Source organism: Microbacterium sp. 4-7 (assembly GCF_014332665.1).
GTDB lineage: Bacteria > Actinomycetota > Actinomycetes > Actinomycetales > Microbacteriaceae > Microbacterium.
The window spans coordinates 324,268-342,829 of the sequence record NZ_MCRH01000007.1 but is presented as its reverse complement, the minus strand read 5'-3'; the positions used below and the strand labels follow the sequence as shown (position 1 = coordinate 342,829).

Sequence of the window (18,562 nt, the reverse complement as noted above, 5' to 3'; positions counted from 1 at the left end):
GCCTTTCAATTTGGACTGCCTCCCACCAAGCTATCGGACACAAGCACGCGGGTGCCGCTCACACCGAGCACGTAGGCACTACTTTGAGCTTGGGTGCGCTAGCGCAGCATCTCTTGTCACTCAAGGTACGGGTCGTTGAACGGGGCTTCTCGAACGATAGCGCCCGTAGTCGAACGTCTCGGGCGCCGGCTCACGCCGTCGACCGCAGCTGCCACCGGACAAGTCAACGCGTCCTGGACGAGCCCTTCGAGAACGCCGATACGGTGGACCCATGAGGCCCGTTGTGATCTTCGATGCCAACCCGTTGTACGGGCTGAGGACGCTGTCTGGTGCTGGGTTCGGCAGTCTCCTCGCTCTCTCGAGGCTCCGCGTGATTCGGCTCGTCGTCCCCGACGTGGTCGTGCATGAGCTCGCCCGGCAGGGCGCGAAAGAGTTCAACGACAAGCATTCGAAGCTCCGGAACGTCGTTGCGGAGCTCAACGACGTGATCGGGGCGGCGCGGTCAGTGGACGTCATCACTCGTGCGAATGCGAATGCGAATGCGAATGCGAATGCGAATGCGAATGCGATTGCGACGGGGCCGAGGTCGCTCGATCGTCCCGCCGTGTACGAGTCGCTGCGAGCGTTCCTCGGAGCCAAGCGTGTGCGGATTGCACCGTACCCGGAGGTGCCCGTCGCGGAGCTACTCGAACGGGACCTCGACCGCCGGAAGCCTTTCGCCGAGACGGGCAAGGGCTTCAGGGACGCGCTGATCTGGGCGACGATTCAGACGCTCTGCGCCGAGCTGGAGACCCCCACAATTCCAGTGCTCTTCGTCACTAAGAACACGGACGACTTCTGCTCAGGCAAGACCGGTGCGCTACACCCGCATCTACGCGAGGAGCTCGACGCCGGACAATTGTTCACGATCGTCGAGGACTTGCAGGGGCTGACAAGTCACCCGCTGATCGCTCCGCTCATCGAATCCCTTCACACACTGGACGGGAGCGAGCCGGCGCGGGCACGCATCGCCGAACTCGTCGACGAGACGCTGTCCGATCTCTTCGGCCGCGACCTGGTGACGGTGGTGGGGGTCTGGAAAGACGACGTGATCGCCGACAGCCCGCTGTCCAGCGCGCTTCACGACACCGCGTTCAACGACATTACGCCGGACATGGGAACTATCGCCTTTGACGTGCTCCGCGCCGGCGAGGGTGGCGAGCGCGTGCTCCGGGTGACGGTCGAGGCCGAGTGCCACATCGAGGGCTACATCGACCGAAGTACCTACCCGGAGCGTGGCGACTTCGGCTTCACCTACGTCGAGGATGAGAACCGGTACGTGGTCCGCGCGATGGAACATCATCGCGTGCGGTTCACGCTGAGCGGTTCCTTCTCGGGCTCGTCGAGCGAGGATCTCACACTCGTGGTGGACGGAGTCGAGGAGATCGAGGCGGACTGACCTGCCTAAGGCCGACATGCGAACACATGGCTCGTGACCCGGAGGTACGTTCGCGGCACTGAGCAAGTTATCGGACGTGCGAGTTAGTTCAAGGCATTCCGTCACCCTCGCATCCCCGTTCGTCCGCTCATCTCCACGCCACAACTAGTGCCGACGTGGATCACTCCCGGCCGAGCCCGACGTGGATAACCCCCGGCCGAGCCCGGTGTAGGTAAATCTCGATCGCGTTGCCAAGCATGCGTCACAATCCGAATATGTTTTGTAGACACCACGGTGGCGGCCGTCGCCTTCGCCGGCCTCCTGGTCGTGATCATGAGGTCAGACGAGGTGCGTGGCATCCTCACGGACCTGGTGCGTCGGGCACTGACGGTGTCGTGATGACTTCCGTCCATGCCGGCGAGCGCGGCTCCGTGACTGCGGAGCTCGCGCTCGCGGTTCCCGCCGTCGTGCTCGTCCTCCTACTCGGAGCCGGCGCTCTGGGCGCAGCCTCCCGTCAGGTGGCACTGCAGGATGCGACCGCTGACGCGGCCCGGCTCCTCGGCAGAGGAGAAGACGAGGGGGCCGCCGCACATGCGGTGTCGGCTGCAGTGCCCGGTGCGTCGATGTCGAGCAGCACGTCGGGCGATCTCGTGTGCGTGTCCGCAGAGACCGACTTCACCGTCGGCGGCTTCGTGAGGGTGGGCGTGCGCGCGTCGAGTTGCGCGCTCGCCGGAGGACTCTGATGTTCTCGACGGTGGAGGTGGAGCACTGATGGCGGGGTCGGTGCTCGCGGCCGGCGTGCTGGTGGTCGGCGCGACTCTGTCATTCGGACTCGCCGCCGTCGGCGGCGCGGCAGTCACCGCGCAGCGCGCAGCGGGAGCCGCCGACGCCGCGGCCCTCGCAGCGGCCGACGCCGCCAGCGGCGCAGTCGTCGTCACGGTCGACCCGTGCACCCTCGCCGCGCGGGTCGCCGCGGCCTCCGGTGCAGCACTCACCGAATGCGCCGTCGACGGCTTCGTGGCGACCGTGCAGGTCAAGGCGAAGTACGCTGGACTCGCTGCCGTCTCCCGAGCCCGTGCTGGGCCACCCGAGGGGATCTGACTGCGGCGCGAGGCACTTTCCGGCGAAAATGCAGGCGACCTCTGTGACCAACCCATCACGGCGGTGTGTATGGTGTGCTTCGAAGAAAGGATGCTCCCTTGGCTGAAGGCAAGAAGCTCGTCATCGTCGAGTCTCCGACGAAGATGCGGTCGATCCAGGGGTACCTCGGCGATGGCTACGAGGTGCTCAGCTCGGTCGGCCATATTCGCGACCTCGCAGACAAGAAGGACATCCCCGCCGCGGACAAGCAGGCGTACGGAAAGTACTCGATCGACGTCGACAACGACTTCGACCCCTACTACGTGGTCTCCGATCGCAAGACGAAGACCGTCGCCGAACTCAAGCGGGCGCTCAAGACTGCCGACGAGCTTCTGCTCGCCACTGATGAGGACCGCGAGGGCGAGGCCATCGCGTGGCACCTGCTCGAGACGCTGAAGCCCAAGGTCCCCGTCAAGCGGATGGTGTTCCACGAGATCACCAAGGACGCGATCCAAGCGGCCATCGGCAACACGCGTGAGCTCGACACCGACCTGGTCGACGCGCAGGAGACCCGCCGTATCCTCGACCGACTGTACGGGTGGGATGTCTCGCCCGTGCTCTGGTACAAGGTCAAGACCGGTCTCTCTGCCGGCCGAGTGCAGTCCGCCGCCACCCGCATGATCGTCGAGCGTGAGCGCGAGCGCATGGCGTTCGTGTCCGCCGAGTACTGGGACGTCGAGGCGCTCGCGTCCTCGTCGTCCGGATTCAAGGTCCGTCTGGTCCGCGTGGACGGCGGTCAGCTCGCCCGAGGCACCGACTTCGACGACGACGGCAAGCTCAAGAAGGCCGTCATCATCCTCGACGAGGCCAAGGCGGCGGCCCTCGCGCTGGCGATCGACGCCGCAGGCACGGGCACGGTCACCAAGGTCGAGGCGAAGCCCGGCACCCGCAGCCCATACGCGCCGTTCACCACCTCCACCATGCAGCAGGAGGCCGGACGAAAGCTCTCCATGAGTGCCAAGCAGGCGATGAGCGTCGCCCAGCGGCTCTACGAAAAGGGCTACATCACCTATATGCGAACCGACTCGGTGGCGCTGAGCACCCAGGCGGTGCAGGCCGCTCGCAGCCAGGCCGTCGCGTTGTACGGCGACAGCGCCGTGCCGCTCAAGCCGCGCGTCTACAAGTCGAAGAGCAAGAACGCCCAGGAGGCGCACGAGGCCATCCGCCCGTCGGGTGAGAACTTCCGCACCCCGAAGTCGGTCGCCGCCGAACTCGACCGCGAGGAGCACCGCCTCTACGACCTCATCTGGAAGCGCACCGTCGCCAGCCAGATGGCCGACGCGAAGTACGAGACCACGACCGTCACGATCGCGGTCGACGCCGACGGGCAGAAGGCCGAGTTCACCGCATCGGGCACGGTCTACACCTTCAAGGGCTTCCTCGAGGCATACGAAGAGGGACGCGACGAGAAGCGCAACGACAAGGACGCCGACGAGAACCAATCACTCCCTGCGGTCGCCGTCGGCGATGACCTGCGGATGTCCGATGCCGAGGCGAAGGGGCACCGCACGACCCCGAAGCCGCGCTTCACCGAGGCGTCGCTCGTCAAGGCGCTCGAGGAGCACGGCATCGGCCGCCCTTCGACGTTCGCGAGCATCATCGGCACCGTGATCGATCGCGGCTACGCGACCAAGCGCGGCCAGGCTCTCGTGCCGACGTGGCTCGCCTTCAGCGTCGTGCGCCTGCTCGAGGAGCACTTCGCCGACCTGATCGACTACGACTTCACCGCAGCTCTCGAAGACGACCTCGACGCGATCGCCCGCGGCGAGCAGAAGCGCGTCGAATGGCTGCGTTCCTTCTACTACGGCTCGGATTCGCACGTCGGACTGCGCCAGACCGTCGACAACCTCGGCGAGATCGACGCGCGTGCGCTCAACTCCACGCCGATCACCGAGACCGCCACCCTGCGATTCGGCAAGTACGGACCCTACCTCGAGGTCGCGAACCCCGACGCTCCGGACGAGAAGCCGCGCATCGTCAACGTTCCCGAAGACCTCGCTCCTGACGAGCTGACCGAGGCCAAGGCGCAGGAGCTCATCGATGCGCCGGTCGCCGGCGACCGCGTGCTCGGCACGAACCCGGACAACGGCAAGATCGTCGTCGTCAAGGACGGCCGATTCGGTCCCTACGTCCAGGAGAACGACCCCGTCTCTGAAGATGCGGCGGTCGACGAGGCCACCGGCGAGGTCGTCGAGGCGCCCAAGCCCAAGCGTGGCGCGAAGAAGGATGCCGCGCCGAAGCCGCGCACCGCTTCGCTGTTCCGTTCGATGTCGGTCGACACGATCGATCTCGACACGGCGCTGCAGCTTCTCAGCCTGCCGCGCGTCGTGGGAGCCGACCCGGAGAGCGGCGAGGAGATCACCGCGCAGAACGGCCGGTTCGGGCCCTACCTGAAGAAGGGCACAGACTCGCGCTCGCTCGAGAGCGAATCGCAGATCTTCGATGTGACCCTCGAGAAGGCCCTCGAGATCTATTCGCAGCCGAAGTACGGCGCCGGATCCCGCCGAGCATCCAGCGCGCTCGCCGAGTTCGAGGCAGATCCCGTGAGCGGCAAGCCGATCCGCATCCGCGACGGACGCTTCGGCGCCTACGTCACCGATGGGGAGACCAACGTCACGATTCCCCGGGGCCAGAAGGTCGAGGACATCACCTTCGAGACCGCGGTGCAGATGCTGGCAGACAAGCGAGCCAAGGGGCCGGCGCCCAAACGCGGTGCGGCCAAGAAGCCCGCGGCGAAGAAGCCCGCGGCCAAGAAGCCCGCGGCGAAGAAGCCCGCGGCCAAGAAGGCGCCCGCGAAGAAGGCGCCCGCGAAGAAGGCGACCGCGACCGATGCGGAGAAGGCAGCCGCGCGGTCCGCAGCCGCCAAGAAGGCCGCTGCCACCCGTGCCGCGAACGCCGCGAAGAAGGCCGGTTCGTGACGTCTGACTCCGGAGTCTGGATCACGCTCGAAGGCGGAGACGGATCGGGGAAGACCACGCAGTCGAACCTGCTCGGGCAGTGGCTGACGGATGCGGGGCGGACGGTCGTGCGCACCCGTGAGCCGGGTGGGTCGGAGGTCGGCCAGCTGATCCGCGACATCGTGCTCCACCATCGCGGCGACATCGCCCCGCGGGCAGAGGCTCTGCTCTACGCGGCCGATCGCGCGCACCACGTCGCGACCGTCGTTCGACCGGCGCTCGCCCGCGGCGAGGTCGTGCTGCAGGACCGCTACCTCGACTCGTCCGTCGCCTATCAGGGCGCGGGGCGTGTGTTGGACGGCGACGAGATCCGCGACCTGTCGCTCTGGGCAGCCGAGGGAGCGCTTCCCGATCTCACCGTGCTGCTCGACCTCGATCCCGAGTCGGCGCGCGTGCGACTCGACTCCGCCGACAAGCCGTTCGACCGGCTCGAAGCCGAGAAGACCGAGTTCCATGCCCGCGTCCGCGACGCGTACCTCGCCCTGGCCCAGGCCGAACCGGAGCGGTTCCTGGTTCTCGATGCCGCCGCGACTCCGGAGAACATCGCCGAGCAGATCCGCGATCGGGTCTCGACGCTCATCGGCTGATCCGCCCGGCGGTGCGCCCGACCACGTCATGGCCAGGGCATCACCCGGTCGGTGCCGCGTACATCGCCCGGCGGTGCCGCGTACGTCGGTGCTCCCGATTAGGCTGAGGGCATGCCCCAGACTGTCGCCGCCCCTTTCCCGTGGGCCGACGTGTGGGGGCAGGATGCCGCGGTCGACACGCTGCGCAATGCCGCATCCGATCCATCCGCGCTCTCGCACGCCTGGCTGATCACGGGTCCTCCCGGGTCGGGACGATCCACCCTCGCGCATGCCTTCGCCGCGGCGCTCGTCGCGGATCACCCGGACGACGAGGCGGCCATGCGTCAGGTCCTCGCGGGAACACATCCCGATGTGACGGCCCTGCGCACCGACAAGGTCATCATCACGATCGCGGAGGCCCGTGCGCTCGTCGAGCGCTCGTACTTCGCGCCCTCTGCGGGCCGCTACCGCGTGATCGTGGTCGAAGATGCCGACCGCATGGTCGAGCGAACCTCCAACGTGCTCCTGAAGGCGCTCGAGGAGCCGCCTGAGCAGACCGTCTGGATCCTCTGCGCGCCGAGCGAAGCCGACCTGCTGCCGACGATCCGCTCCCGCGTCCGCTCGCTGCGACTGCGTGAGCCCGATGTCGCAGACGTGGCACGTCTGATCACCCTCCGCACGGGGGTCGATGAAGCCATCGCCGAGCAGGCCGCCCGCCACGCACAGCGTCACATCGGCATGGCCCAGCGTCTGGCCACCGACGAATCCGCCCGTCGCCGCCGCGACGAGACCCTGAGGTCGGTGCTGGGAGTTCGCGGTGTCAACGATGCCGTCGAGGTCGCCGGGCGCATCATCCAGGCGGCCACGGACGACGCCAAGGCGCTCACTGCCGAGCGCGATGCGGCCGAGCGCGCATCCCTGCTCCGCACCGTCGGGATCGCCGAGGGGCAGGCTGTCCCGCCCGCCCTGCGAGCGCAGATCTCAGCCCTGGAAGACGATCAGAAGAAACGCGCGACCCGAAGTCTGCGCGACGGGATCGACAGGGTGCTCACCGATCTCCAGTCGCTGTTCCGTGACGTCGTGATGCTGCAGTTCGGCAGGGACGACGAGCTGATCAACCGTGAGCTTCGTGAGGATCTGGCTGCTCTCGCGGCGGCCTGGCCCGAGACCCGTACTCTTGTCGTACTCGACCACCTTGCCGACACACGCCAGTCGCTGGAGCGCAATGTCGCACCGCTGCTCGCCCTCGAGAGCTTGCTCGTGACTGTCACGAGCGGGAGGACACCGTGAACAATCGACCGACTTCCCGCATCCGACGTGCCGTCGCTGTGATCGCGGGCCTCGCCGCGGCATCGGTCGCACTCTCCGGGTGTCTGTATTCGATGATCCCCGAGCAGGCCGAGCCGAAGCCGTCGACCACCAACGCTCCTGACACGGAGGGCGTCGCCGACGACCTGCTGCCGTTCTACGGGCAGACGCTCACCTGGAGCGAATGCGGCACGGGCTTCGACTGCACCGACGTGACCGCGCCGCTCGACTGGGAGAACCCGGGGGAGGGAGAGATCACCCTCTCCGTCGTGCGCCACCAGGCGACGGGAACGGCTCAGGGCTCGCTGCTGACCAACCCGGGCGGTCCCGGCGCCAGTGGAGTCGAACTCATCCGCGACAGCCTCGACTTCGCCGTCGGAGCCGCCCTCATCGAGAACTACGACGTGATCGGCTTCGATCCCCGCGGCGTCGGCGAATCGACGGCCGTGACGTGCTTCGATGCTGCGGGCATGGACGACTACCTCTACTCGATCCCCGCCGGCAAGCGCGGGAGCGCCGAGTGGGAGGCGGAGCTCCTCGATGCGCACAAGGAGTTCGCCGACGCGTGCGAGGCGAACAGCGGCGGCATCCTGCCGTACGTGACGACGATCAACGCGGCGCGTGACATGGATCTGATCCGTGCGGTGCTGGGCGACAAGCAGCTCAACTACCTGGGCTACTCGTACGGCACCTTCCTCGGTGCGACGTACGCCGACCTCTACCCCGACAAGGCGGGTCGCCTCGTGCTCGACGGCGCGATCGACCCTGCCGTCTCGGGCCTCGATGTCGGCGCGACCCAGGCGCTCGGATTCGAGTCGGCCCTTCGCGCCTACATGCAGGACTGCCTCGACTCGGGGGAGTGCCCGTTCACCGGCACGGTCGACGAGGCGATGGCCGACCTCGGTGCGCTGCTGGCGAGTGTCGACGCCGCTCCGCTCGAGAACGGCGACGGACGCATGCTCGGCGCGGACTCGCTGATGACCGGCATCATTGCGGCACTGTACTCGGCGGACAGCTGGCAGTACCTCACCCAGGCCCTCGACGAGGCGCTGCAGGGCGACCCGACGACGGCGTTCTTCCTCGCCGACTTCTACAACGGTCGCGAGAACGGCACGTACCTCGACAACTCGAGCGAGGCGTTCCGCGCGTACAACTGCATGGACTACCCGGTCGAAGACGATCCTGCCGCCGAGGCGGCGACCGAGAAGAAGATCGCGGACGGAGCTCCGACCATCGCTCCGTATTGGAACGGACCCGACTCCTGCTCGGTGTGGCCTTATCCGCCGACCGGCACCCGGGGCGAGATCAACGCCGAGGGCGCGGGCCCCATCCTCGTGGTCGGCACGACCAATGACCCGGCGACCCCGTACGAGTGGTCCGAGTCGCTCGCTCAGCAGCTCGAAGAGGGCGTGCTGATCACCCGCGTGGGCGAAGGGCACACCGGATACAACAAGGGCAGCAGCTGCGTCGACAGCACTGTGGAGGCCTTCCTGCTCGACGACGTGGTGCCCCAGAGCGACGTCCGCTGCGAGTGATGTGGGCTCGATTCGCGGTGCGGCTCCGGAACGGGTAATATCGATGATCGCGCCGCTTTAGCTCAGTCGGCAGAGCATTTCACTCGTAATGAAAAGGTCGTCAGTTCGATTCTGACAAGCGGCTCCAGCAGGCCCCGTGATGTGAACAACATCCCGGGGCCTTTTGGTTTCCCGGGGTTGGGCGGGCGCGCGGGGGCGGCGTACCCTCGGATCATGAGCAGAGCGCTTCTGATCGTCGATGTCCAGAACGACTTCACCGAGGGCGGGGCGCTGGCCGTGGCGGGCGGCGACGACGTGGCATCCGCGGTATCGGACTTCCTCGCCCTGCATGCATCGGAGTACGACGTCATCGTCGCCTCACGCGATTGGCACGACGCCGAGGGCGACAACGGCGGCCACTTCGGGGAGGTTCCGGATTTCGTCGACACCTGGCCCGTGCACTGCGTCGCGGGCACGCCGGGTGCGGATTACGATCCCCTGCTGGTGACGGATGCCGTCACGCACCATGTGCACAAAGGGCAGGGTCGCCCGGCATACTCGATGTTCGAGGGTGCGACCGAGTCGGGGGAGACGGTCGGAGCGATCCTCACCGCCGCCGGGGTCATCACGGCCGACGTCGTCGGCATCGCCACAGACCACTGTGTGCGCGCCTCCGCTCTCGATGCGATCGCACACGGAGTTCGCGTCCGGATCCTCACCGACCTGATCGCGGGTGTCGCGCCGGAGCCGAGCACGGCAGCCCTCGCAGAGCTCGCACACGCAGGCGCCGAGCTCATCGCGAGCGACGCTGCGTGACCCGCAGTGTCCTGCTCCTGCGAGCCGTCAACGTCTCGGGCCGCAACAGGGTGCCGATGGCGCGGCTGCGCGAACTGATCGCGCCCGAGCTGGGGGAGGTTTCGACCTACATCGCGAGCGGCAACATCATCTGCGAGCAGCCGAGTGACCCGCGATCGGTCTGCGCCGACGTGCGCGCAATGATCGCGACCGAGTTCGGCGTCGATACGCCCGTCGTCCATCGCACGCACGACCAGCTCGTGCGGTCGCACGCGAAGCAGCCGTTCCCCGGGGCATCCGAGAATCTGCTGCACGCCATGTTCCTCGAGGGCCCCGCGTCGGCAGGTGCGGTCGACGCGCTGCGGGAGCGGCTCGTGCCGGGGGAGCGGATAGCGCTCGTCGACGACGATCTGTGGATCGACTACGCCGAGGGCGGCGTGCACACCACCAAGCTCACCAAGGCGGTGCTCGATAGGCTGCTCGGGGTCGCCGGGACGGCACGCAATGCGCGTACCGTGCGCAAGCTCATCGAGCTGACGGAATGACTCCCTCGGAGCCGGTGGTGCTGTCCCTGCCCTTCACGGGGCGATGGCTGGTGCAGAACAGCCCGGCGTCCCGCGTTCCGAGCCACGGCACGACGCTGTTCGGCAGCTCGTATGCGATCGACTTCGTCCCGGTGGGCGTGGACGGGCGCAGCGCGCCGCGCACGATCCGGAGCCTGCTCGGCACCGAGAGCCCGGAGGGTTTCGTCGGTTTCGGGCGCTCGATCCTCTCGCCGGTGTCGGGCGAGGTCGTCCGCGTCCATGACGGCGAGGTCGACCACGTCGCGCGTCGTTCGATGGGGGCCCTTCTCGGATACGCCCTCACACAGCCCTCGCGTGTGCGTCGGGGCGCGGGGGCTGTCGCCGGCAATCACGTCGCCATCAGATGCGACAGGGGGCTCGTACTGCTGGCGCACCTGCGTGCGGGCAGCGTGACCGTGCGGGTCGGCGATCTCGTCGTTCGGGGTGATCGGATCGGCGACTGCGGAAACTCCGGCAACAGCACCGAGCCCCACCTGCATCTGCAGGTGTCGGACACGCTGGAGCGGGATGCGCGCGGCATCCCGATGGCCTTCCAGCGGTCAGGGCAGCAGCCGTGGATGCCGCACGACGGAGACATCGTCACGGTCTGATGTCTCGTCTCGGCGGGTCCGGGCGAACTCGGCGCTGAGGGCCGTCGCCGGCCGCTGCGGGTGCGTCTCGAGATCGACGCGATGCGTGCCGCACTCAGCGCAGCGGACGTACACGACGACGCCTTCGCTGGTCGGATGCCGGGAGTCCGCGGTCCAGGCGTGCTCGTGGATTCTCGCTGTCTGGTGAGGGATCGGCAGAGTGTGCAGGGAGGTCATGACTCCAGCGTGATGTAATGGCCTTATGCATCTCAACCCTTACGGAGAATACGCGGTGCTTCTCGCGGCATCCCTCGCCGACGACTTCCCCGCCGACCGTCCGGGCATCGAAGAGCGCACACTCGAGATGGGGATGACGATGACGTTCCCACCCGCGGCGGACGACCGCGCACGCGTGAGAGAAGTGGTCGACGACTGGTTGACGATCGTCGACGCACGGGACCCGGACGCCCGCGCGGAGATCCTCAACGCGCAGATGGCCCAGGCGGCGGCCTACCCTCGCCTCACGAACCACGACGGCGAAGGCTGGCACCTGCACTACCGCGACGACGTCCAGTCTCTGCCCTACGTCCTCCGTGCGATCTTCGCCGTCGGAACCTCGCTGCACCTGGTCACCCGCGGCATGGATCGACTCGGGCGCTGCGAGGCCTCGCCCTGCACGAACGTGGTCGTCGATGTGACGCGCAACGGCCGCCAGCGGTTCTGCTCGGTGCGCTGTGCGAACAGAGCGGCGGTCCGGCGTCACCGGGCGCGCGCGGGCGCCTGACACCGGACCGCCCGGTGCTCAGATCACGCGGTCTGCTCGGCGTGCTTGCCTTCAGCGACCTCTTCGATCAGCTTCGCGTTGAACGCGGGAAGGTCGTCGGGCGTGCGGCTCGAGACGAGCCCCGCATCGACCACGACCTCCTCGTCGACCCAGGTGGCTCCGGCGTTGCGGAGGTCGGTCGCGAGGCTCGGGTAGCTGGTCAGCGTCCGTCCGTCGATCACGCCGGCCTCGATCAGGATCCAGGCGCCGTGGCAGATGACGGCGACGGGCTTGTGCTGCTCGAAGAACGTGCGCGCGAGGTCGATGGATGCCTTGTCGAGCCGCAGGTGATCGGCGTTCACGACACCGCCCGGAAGCACGAGAGCGTCGAACTCGTCGGCCGTGGCCTTCTCGGAGGTGAGGTCGACGTGCTGCACGTGACCGTTCTTGCCGGTGATCTGCTGTCCGTCCGGTGCGATGAGCGTGGCGCTCGCGCCCTCGCCCTGCACCGCTTCCCACGGACTGGTCAGCTCGCTGTCCTCGAATCCGTCTGTCGCGAGGAATGCCACTCGGCTGTCGGTGAGAGTCGCCATGATGCGTCCTTTCGTGGGGTGGATGTCCCGGATGGGGACGCCACGACTCTCGCGCAGGACGCGGATGCGGTGAAGGGGGTGGCCGGATCCGGCCGACGGTGATAACGGTGGGCCCCGTGGGGCTCGAACCCACGACCCGCGGATTAAAAGTCCGATGCTCTGCCAACTGAGCTAGAGGCCCGCCCCTCCAGTCTAGGGCGCAAAGAAGGAGCCGCTGACGACGATGTCGTCAGCGGCTCCTTGCACCATCCCACCGACCTCCCCCGAGAGGTGAGATGGCCTACCGAGTGTCCGCCTCGGCGTTCCCGGGCCTTACTCGGCCGGGGGCATCAGAACCGTGTCCACGAGGTACACGGTGGCGTTCGCGGTCTGGACTCCACCGCAGATGACGGTCGCGTCGTTGACCATCAGGTCGTCGCCGCTGCCGGTGACCTCGACGTCTGCACCCTGCACGGTGGCGTGCGTTCCGACGATCTCATCGGGGGTCAGCTGTCCGGGGATCACGTGGTAGGTCAGAATCGAGCTCAGCGTGGCGCTGTCCGTCTTGAGAGCCTCGATGGTGGCCGGGTCGATCTTCGCGAAGGCGTCATCGACCGGAGCGAAGACGGTGAACTCGTCGCCGTTGAGCGTGTCGACGAGGTCGACGTCGGGGTTCAGCTGTCCGCTGACTGCCGCCACCAGCGTGGTGAGCAGCGGGTTGTTCGATGCGGCGGTGGCGACCGGGTCGAGAGCCATGCCCTCGACGGAACCTGCGCCGTCCGGCACAGCCTCTGCGTATGCGGCGCAGCCGGGGCCGACCAGGTTGGCGGCCGGGTCCATCGTCTCGGTCTCGGGAGCCATCGTCTCGGACGACTCGGGGGCCGTGGACTCTGCCGGCTCTTCGGTGGTGCCGCCCATGGAACATGCGGAGAGCAGGAATGCGCTCGCAAGGCCGAGGGTGATGGCTGCGGTGACCTTCTTCTTGGTGCTGAACATCTCAAGCTCCTTCAGAACACTGCCACGGCCTCTCCGTGGCGTTGACAGTCGTTCGGAGCCCCGTCGGGATCGGATGGGAGAAATCGCAAAGTTTTTTTCGAGTCGTCGAATCCAATCCGTTCCGGGGGTCGGCCGCGAACATCATTCGACGAACCGCACTTAAGAGGACTCATTTCCGTCACTTTCGGGTGGCGGCTGCACGGGAAAGCGGGGTGAATGCGGCATGCTGTTAGAGATGGTCATCGACGGAATGGACGTACCGGAAGACGGTACGGCTCGGGATGCTGTCGCTGACCTGCTTCTGCGCATCGGCGGCGGCGATCAGCGCGCGTTCGCGGAGCTCTACGACAGTCTGTCGTCCCGTGTCTTCGGCCTCATCCTCAGGGTTCTCGTCAATCGCTCGCAGAGCGAAGAGGTGCTTCAGGAAGTCTTCTTGGAGATCTGGCAATCCGCTACGAAGTTCGCTCCGAACAAGGGACAGGGAAGAACCTGGGTGATGACGATCGCGCACCGTCGTGCGGTCGACCGGGTTCGGGCGTCCCAGTCCAGTGCGGACCGAGACGTGCGAGCCGGGTTCAGGGATATCGGAGTCGCGCACGACAGTGTCGCGGAGACGGTGGAGCTGGGCATCGAGGGCGAGAAGGTCGTTCACGCACTCTCGGGCCTTCCTGAGGCTCAGCGCGAAGCTCTCGTCCTGGCCTACTACGGCGGTTACAGTCAAAACGAAGTGGCAGTGCTCGTCGGGGCACCGCTGGGGACGATCAAGACACGGATGCGAGATGGGCTCTCGCGTCTGAGGACGGCTATGGGGGTGACGGCATGAACGAGCAGGAATTCGCAGAACTCGCGGCAGGAGCGGCACTCGACGCGCTGTCGCCCGATGACCAGCAGCGCTATCACGCCGCTCTCGCAGCGCATCCCGAGTGGCAGAGCATCGTCGATGCGGATGCCGACAGCGCAGGATTCCTCGCCGACGGCGCAGCTCCGGTGGTTCCGTCGCCCGACATCCGCGCGACGCTGCTCGCACGGATCGCGGAGACACCGCAGAACGGCGACATCGTGTTCGCCGATTCGACCCCTGACGCCCTGGCGGACGAGACGTCGGATGCCGCGCCTGCGGAGGATTCCGCTTCGACCGCTCTCGGTGGGGAAGCCGCGCCGAAGGCTCCGGCACACCGCCTCCACTTCCTCTTCGCGCTCGCCGCGTGCCTCGCACTGCTCGTCGGTGTGGGAGCGGGCGCTGTCGCCATCAACACGTACATCAACCGGCCGGCCAGCGTCGTCGCACTCGAGGACATCCAGTCGGCCGATGACGCTCAGCAGGCCAGCGTCTCTCTCGAGAGCGGTGGCACGGCGACCGCGCACTGGTCGGCGTCTCTTGGCAAGTCCGTTCTCGTGACCGACGGCATCCCGTCGCTCGCCGAGGGGGAGACCTACGAGCTCTGGTACGTCCGAGGCGACACCCCGGTGCCGGCAGGCGTGTTCGCGGCCGAAGACGGCGAAGCGACGGCAGTGCTCGCCGGAGAGATGCAGGCGGGCGACGTGATCGCGGTCACGGTGGAGCAGGACGGCGGTTCGCCCTCCGGCCTGCCGACGACCGACCCCGTCGTCGTGATTCCGACAGCCTGACCTCCCGGATCGCGCGTACCCTGGACTGATGCCTGAGCAGTTCTCCCGTCCGGTGCGCCGGCCCACCAGCGCCTTCGACAACATCGTCGGCAGTCACGATCCTGCGGAGGAGACGCGCATCGCGCACGCGACGGCATCCGCTCTGCTGACCCGTGTCCGTGCCGACGAGAGCGGTGTGAGCGCTGACAGACTCGTCGCCTTCACCGATGAGCACGGCATCGACGAGATCGCCGAGCTCTGGTCGAAGGCACCGTCCCGCACCCTGCCGGGTGCCCTCTGGCGGCTCTACATCCTGCAGCTGGCCATCCACGGCGACCCGCAGACCGCTGCCCTGCTCTACGAGCGCGGCAGGGTGGAACTGGCGTCGGTGGATCCCGTGATCGCCGGGGCGCCGGTGCCGGCGAACCCCGATGAGCTCGTCGCGCTGATCGACACGATTCTCCGTGGCGCGTTCCGGGGGGACTTCGCGGTCGCCCTGGACCGGGCGGCGGCGTTCTGCCGGGTCCAGGCCTCGGGAGCGACGCACACGGCGGACGACTACGAGCCGACCGAGCCGTCGCGCGCCAGTGAGCTCACCACCCGCGCCCTGCGGCTGAGCAGCTATGCGCAGGACCTCTCGGCCTCTGCTGTGCTGTGGCGGTCCGGAGCCCTGGCCTGAGCGGACGCGTCCGGGGGAGCGCAAGCCCTCGCGGACTCGCGACGGGTACGACCCGCGCCCGGGCATGAAAAGACCGGGCCGCAAAAACGCCTCTCGGCGGAAGGCCGCTCGCAGCGGCAAAAATTGGAGCCCGGGGTTATGCGGCCCGGCCACTCCATTGTAACAAGATCATGCTGCAGCTATTCCCGGGGCCCTAGGCTCGGATCATGACACGGCGCTTTGCTCTGATGATCGATCCTGCGGCGGCTGACGTCGACCGTTCCGACTTCGCAGAGACTTTCACTCTCGTCGATGCGGCCGCTCCGGCGCTCAGCGTGGGGGAGCTGAGCACGCAGCGCGGCGACGGAGTGTTCGAGTCGATCGGCGTGATCGACGGTCATGCGCAGGAGGTCGTGCCGCATCTCGAGAGGTTGGCTCACTCGGCGCAGCTGTGCGATCTGCCGCTTCCCAACCAGGCGCAGTGGCACCAGGCGATCGAGCGGGCCGCCGCACACTGCGAGCGGGGCGAGTACGTCATCAAGCTCATCCTCAGCCGAGGCGTCGAGCACGGCCCCACGCCGACGGCCTGGGTCACGGCGGCGCCGGCATCCGACTTCTCGACTGTGCGGGAGCAGGGAATCCGCGTCGTCACCCTCGACCGCGGATACGACCTCGACGTGGCCGAGAAAGCACCGTGGCTGCTGCTGGGCGCCAAGACGCTCTCCTACGCCGTGAACATGGCGGCGCTTCGCGAGGCGCATCGACGAGGAGCCGACGACGCCATCTTCCTGTCGCGTGACGGTTTCGTGCTCGAGGCGCCGACCGCGTCGCTGATCCTGCGTGTCGGGGATCGCTTCGTGACACCGGCCCCGAACGGCGGCATCCTGCACGGTACGACGCAGCTGAGCGTCTACGACTACCTTGCCGGGAAGGGACTCGTCGCAGAATACAGCCGAGTGCCGGCATCCGACCTTCCCCGGGCTGATGCCGCATGGCTGGTCTCGAGCGTCCGCCTCGCCGCCGCGATCACCGCCGTCGACGGAGTCGACATCCCGGTCGATCACGCCCTGACGGCCGAGCTGAACGACTACCTCCTCTCGCCCCGCGACTGAGGTGCCGTGCGCCTGGCCCGACCGCCCGCTACGGGCACAACTTCGGAGCTCTCGACCGACCCGCCGCGCGCAGTCACCCGGATCGGCGCGTCGTCGACCGGCATCCGAAGTTGTGCCCGTAAATGGGGCGCTGATCCGAGAATGATCAGGGCCTGAGCGCCATCATTCCGACAATCGCTCGCTCGACGAGATCCCAGTCATGTATGACCATCGCATAGTCGAACCGAAGTGTGGCGTGCCCCCACGCGGCGGCCGTGGCGTCCCGGGTGAGATCGCGGTGTCGATGCGACTGTCCCTCATGATTCGCCTTGCCATCCGTCTCGATGAGAAGCCAATCATCGATCATGAGATCGACGATGCCGCTCGCGACGAACCGCACTTGGCAGCGGACGAACCATCCGTACTTGCGGAGTCGCAGCCGAACGAGTGACTCCAGGCCGCTGTCGGCATCCGCGCGGGAGAAGTCGATCAGGTCTCGTCCAAAGGTATCGACGTGCAGCCGCAGCCATCGCAGCCCATCGCCGTCGATCAGGCCGAGGCGGCGCGCGGACTCGAGCGCGACGAAGAACGCCTCGCCGCCGCGGCAGTGGAGCATCTGCAGCAGTATCCGAGGTGCCGAAGGGAGCCCGAACGTTCGCGAGGAAGCGCCTGAATCCCAATGACGGATGCAGGTGCACTCACGGCTGACGCCTGGGTGATGGTGTCTGTCTGCGCGAAGCCAGACGTGCAGAGCTGGATCCTCGAGAACCCAGATGCCGAGGTGCCGTGCTGCGCTGGCGCATCCCAGAGAGCCTCCATGCTCAGCAGCCTCGACGGCGCTCGCGCAGGCCGTGTCGGCAGCGTAGACCCCCCGTCGGATTCGACGGAGCTGCCCGCGCCGCACGCGAGCGTCGAGAGCCCGGCGTGAGCTTCTCGCCCGAAGGTCGCGCCAGGTCCAGATCTCGATCGATGATGAGCTGCACATCAGAGGAGCATCCGCGATCCCGATGCTCGTTCTCGACCATGATGACGGCATCTGTGGACGCAATTCGTCCTGGCTCGTCTCTGCAGGATGAGTGCCGCGGTCTGGCCCCGGGCACCGATTCGGACTAAAACGACGAAACGCCGTGGGACCAGAGGGTCACACGGCGTTTCGGACCAGCAGCTCCGAAACTGTGCCCGCGAAGAACGGGCGCCCGGGTCGAAGCTGAGGCGGATGCTTATCCGAAGCGACCCGAGACGTAGTCCTCGGTGGCCTGGACAGACGGAGTGGTGAACATCGTGCGGGTGTCGTCGTACTCGATGAGCTTGCCCGGCTTGCCGGTGCCCGCGATGTTGAAGAACGCCGTCTTGTCGGACACGCGGCTCGCCTGCTGCATGTTGTGCGTCACGATGACGACCGTGTACTGGGTCTTGATCTCGGCGATGAGCTCCTCGATCGCGAAGGTCGAGATCGGGTCGAGCGCCGAGCAGGGCTCGTCCATGAGGATCACGTCGGGGGAGACGGCGATGGCACGCGCGATGCAGAGACGCTGCTGCTGACCGCCGGACAGGCCGGAGCCCGGGCGGTCGAGGCGGTCCTTGACCTCGTTCCAGAGGTTCGCCCCGCGCAGCGACTTCTCGACCAGGGCATCCTGGTCGCTCTTGGCCATGCGCGTGTTGTTGAGCTTGACGCCCGCGAGCACATTCTCTTTGATCGACATGGTCGGGAACGGGTTCGGGCGCTGGAAGACCATGCCGACCTGGCGGCGCACGAGCACGGGGTCGACCCCGGTGCCGTAGAGGTTCTTGCCGTCGATCAGCACCTCGCCCTCGACGCGCGCGCCGGGGATGACCTCATGCATGCGGTTCAGGGTGCGCAGGAACGTGGACTTGCCGCAGCCCGAGGGGCCGATGAAGGCCGTGACGGTGTTGGGCTTGATGTCGATGCTGACGCCTTCGACCGCGAGGAAGTCGCTGTAGTAGACGTTGAGGTCGTTGACTTCGATGCTCTTGGACACGTGAAATCCTTCTTCTTCTTCAGT

20 protein-coding genes, 2 tRNA genes and 1 pseudogene are annotated in these 18,562 nt (G+C 67.2%); 17 read left to right on the top strand and 6 right to left on the bottom strand.

Annotated elements, in window-relative coordinates; translation table 11 throughout:
- The first annotated feature begins 271 nt into the window (after positions 1 to 271).
- From BEP68_RS16310 to BEP68_RS16255, 12 genes and pseudogenes are all read left to right on the top strand, one after another.
- The gene (locus BEP68_RS16310) at positions 272 to 1,438 is read left to right on the top strand and encodes a PIN domain-containing protein (protein ID WP_187250579.1); all 1,167 of its coding nucleotides are present in this window, start codon (positions 272 to 274) and stop codon (positions 1,436 to 1,438) included.
- Between the two features lie 270 nt (positions 1,439 to 1,708).
- Positions 1,709 to 1,816 (top strand): annotated as a pseudogene (locus BEP68_RS16305) (DUF4244 domain-containing protein); the annotation flags it as partial.
- Positions 1,816 to 2,160 (top strand): TadE family type IV pilus minor pilin, encoded by a 345-nt coding sequence (locus BEP68_RS16300; protein ID WP_053097363.1) that lies wholly within the window; start codon positions 1,816 to 1,818, stop codon positions 2,158 to 2,160. The pseudogene BEP68_RS16305 and the gene BEP68_RS16300, both read left to right, overlap by 1 nt.
- Positions 2,161 to 2,188: 28 nt before the next feature.
- Positions 2,189 to 2,518, top strand: coding sequence for an Rv3654c family TadE-like protein (locus BEP68_RS16295; protein WP_056279855.1), 330 nt, complete (start codon positions 2,189 to 2,191; stop codon positions 2,516 to 2,518).
- Between the two features lie 98 nt (positions 2,519 to 2,616).
- Complete coding sequence (gene topA, locus BEP68_RS16290) at positions 2,617 to 5,475, top strand: type I DNA topoisomerase (RefSeq protein ID WP_187250578.1); 2,859 nt, start codon at positions 2,617 to 2,619, stop codon at positions 5,473 to 5,475.
- A complete protein-coding gene (gene tmk, locus BEP68_RS16285; RefSeq protein WP_056279859.1) occupies positions 5,472 to 6,101 on the top strand; it encodes a dTMP kinase in 630 nt (209 codons plus the stop codon). Before topA ends, tmk begins: the two co-directional genes overlap by 4 nt.
- Positions 6,102 to 6,212: 111 nt before the next feature.
- On the top strand, positions 6,213 to 7,370 hold the full coding sequence (locus tag BEP68_RS16280) for a DNA polymerase III subunit delta' (protein ID WP_053097355.1): 1,158 nt from the start codon (positions 6,213 to 6,215) through the stop codon (positions 7,368 to 7,370).
- Positions 7,367 to 8,923, top strand: coding sequence for an alpha/beta hydrolase (locus tag BEP68_RS16275; RefSeq protein WP_187250577.1), 1,557 nt, complete (start codon positions 7,367 to 7,369; stop codon positions 8,921 to 8,923). The genes BEP68_RS16280 and BEP68_RS16275 overlap by 4 nt, the downstream gene beginning before the upstream one ends.
- A 51-nt stretch (positions 8,924 to 8,974) precedes the next feature.
- A tRNA-Thr gene (locus BEP68_RS16270) sits at positions 8,975 to 9,050 on the top strand.
- A gap of 86 nt (positions 9,051 to 9,136) precedes the next feature.
- On the top strand, positions 9,137 to 9,718 hold the full coding sequence (locus BEP68_RS16265; protein ID WP_072591620.1) for an isochorismatase family protein: 582 nt from the start codon (positions 9,137 to 9,139) through the stop codon (positions 9,716 to 9,718).
- Positions 9,715 to 10,242, top strand: coding sequence for a DUF1697 domain-containing protein (locus BEP68_RS16260; protein ID WP_053097349.1), 528 nt, complete (start codon positions 9,715 to 9,717; stop codon positions 10,240 to 10,242). Before BEP68_RS16265 ends, BEP68_RS16260 begins: the two co-directional genes overlap by 4 nt.
- A complete protein-coding gene (locus BEP68_RS16255) occupies positions 10,239 to 10,871 on the top strand; it encodes a M23 family metallopeptidase (RefSeq protein WP_187250576.1) in 633 nt (210 codons plus the stop codon). The genes BEP68_RS16260 and BEP68_RS16255 overlap by 4 nt, the downstream gene beginning before the upstream one ends.
- On the opposite strand, the gene BEP68_RS16250 is transcribed toward BEP68_RS16255, so the two are convergent.
- Positions 10,821 to 11,087 carry a hypothetical protein gene (locus BEP68_RS16250; RefSeq protein WP_187250604.1) on the bottom strand — a complete coding sequence of 89 codons (267 nt, stop codon included), beginning with the start codon at positions 11,085 to 11,087 and terminating at the stop codon, positions 10,821 to 10,823. The two genes, BEP68_RS16255 and BEP68_RS16250, sit on opposite strands and share 51 nt — an antisense overlap.
- Positions 11,088 to 11,112: 25 nt before the next feature.
- Between BEP68_RS16250 and BEP68_RS16245 the strand changes: the two genes are divergently transcribed.
- Entirely contained in the window at positions 11,113 to 11,634 is a 522-nt protein-coding gene (locus BEP68_RS16245; RefSeq protein ID WP_056279871.1) for a CGNR zinc finger domain-containing protein, read from the top strand.
- Positions 11,635 to 11,657: 23 nt separating this feature from the next.
- On the opposite strand, the gene BEP68_RS16240 is transcribed toward BEP68_RS16245, so the two are convergent.
- The 3 genes from BEP68_RS16240 to BEP68_RS16230 form a co-directional block, all read right to left on the bottom strand.
- Positions 11,658 to 12,206 (bottom strand): type 1 glutamine amidotransferase domain-containing protein, encoded by a 549-nt coding sequence (locus tag BEP68_RS16240; RefSeq protein ID WP_187250575.1) that lies wholly within the window; start codon positions 12,204 to 12,206, stop codon positions 11,658 to 11,660.
- 108 nt (positions 12,207 to 12,314) lie between these two features.
- Positions 12,315 to 12,387, bottom strand: a tRNA-Lys gene (locus BEP68_RS16235).
- A gap of 131 nt (positions 12,388 to 12,518) precedes the next feature.
- Positions 12,519 to 13,181, bottom strand: a complete 663-nt coding sequence (locus BEP68_RS16230; RefSeq protein WP_187250574.1) for a fasciclin domain-containing protein — start codon at positions 13,179 to 13,181, stop codon at positions 12,519 to 12,521.
- Between the two features lie 223 nt (positions 13,182 to 13,404).
- Here BEP68_RS16230 and sigK point away from each other — a divergent pair, with 223 nt between their 5' ends.
- From sigK to BEP68_RS16210, 4 genes are all read left to right on the top strand, one after another.
- Complete coding sequence (sigK, locus tag BEP68_RS16225) at positions 13,405 to 14,004, top strand: ECF RNA polymerase sigma factor SigK (protein WP_187250573.1); 600 nt, start codon at positions 13,405 to 13,407, stop codon at positions 14,002 to 14,004.
- On the top strand, positions 14,001 to 14,810 hold the full coding sequence (locus BEP68_RS16220; RefSeq protein WP_187250572.1) for an anti-sigma factor: 810 nt from the start codon (positions 14,001 to 14,003) through the stop codon (positions 14,808 to 14,810). The genes sigK and BEP68_RS16220 overlap by 4 nt, the downstream gene beginning before the upstream one ends.
- 28 nt (positions 14,811 to 14,838) lie before the next feature.
- Positions 14,839 to 15,468, top strand: coding sequence for a DNA-directed RNA polymerase subunit beta (locus BEP68_RS16215; protein ID WP_187250571.1), 630 nt, complete (start codon positions 14,839 to 14,841; stop codon positions 15,466 to 15,468).
- 206 nt (positions 15,469 to 15,674) lie between these two features.
- Complete coding sequence (locus BEP68_RS16210; protein ID WP_187250570.1) at positions 15,675 to 16,559, top strand: aminotransferase class IV; 885 nt, start codon at positions 15,675 to 15,677, stop codon at positions 16,557 to 16,559.
- Positions 16,560 to 16,704: 145 nt separating this feature from the next.
- Here the strand turns inward: BEP68_RS16210 and BEP68_RS18285 are convergent, their stop codons facing one another.
- Together BEP68_RS18285 and pstB are read right to left on the bottom strand one after the other, a co-directional pair.
- Positions 16,705 to 17,154 carry a DUF559 domain-containing protein gene (locus BEP68_RS18285; protein WP_230100380.1) on the bottom strand — a complete coding sequence of 150 codons (450 nt, stop codon included), beginning with the start codon at positions 17,152 to 17,154 and terminating at the stop codon, positions 16,705 to 16,707.
- 604 nt (positions 17,155 to 17,758) lie between these two features.
- On the bottom strand, positions 17,759 to 18,538 hold the full coding sequence (gene pstB, locus BEP68_RS16200; RefSeq protein ID WP_045254296.1) for a phosphate ABC transporter ATP-binding protein PstB: 780 nt from the start codon (positions 18,536 to 18,538) through the stop codon (positions 17,759 to 17,761).
- Positions 18,539 to 18,562: the final 24 nt, after the last annotated feature.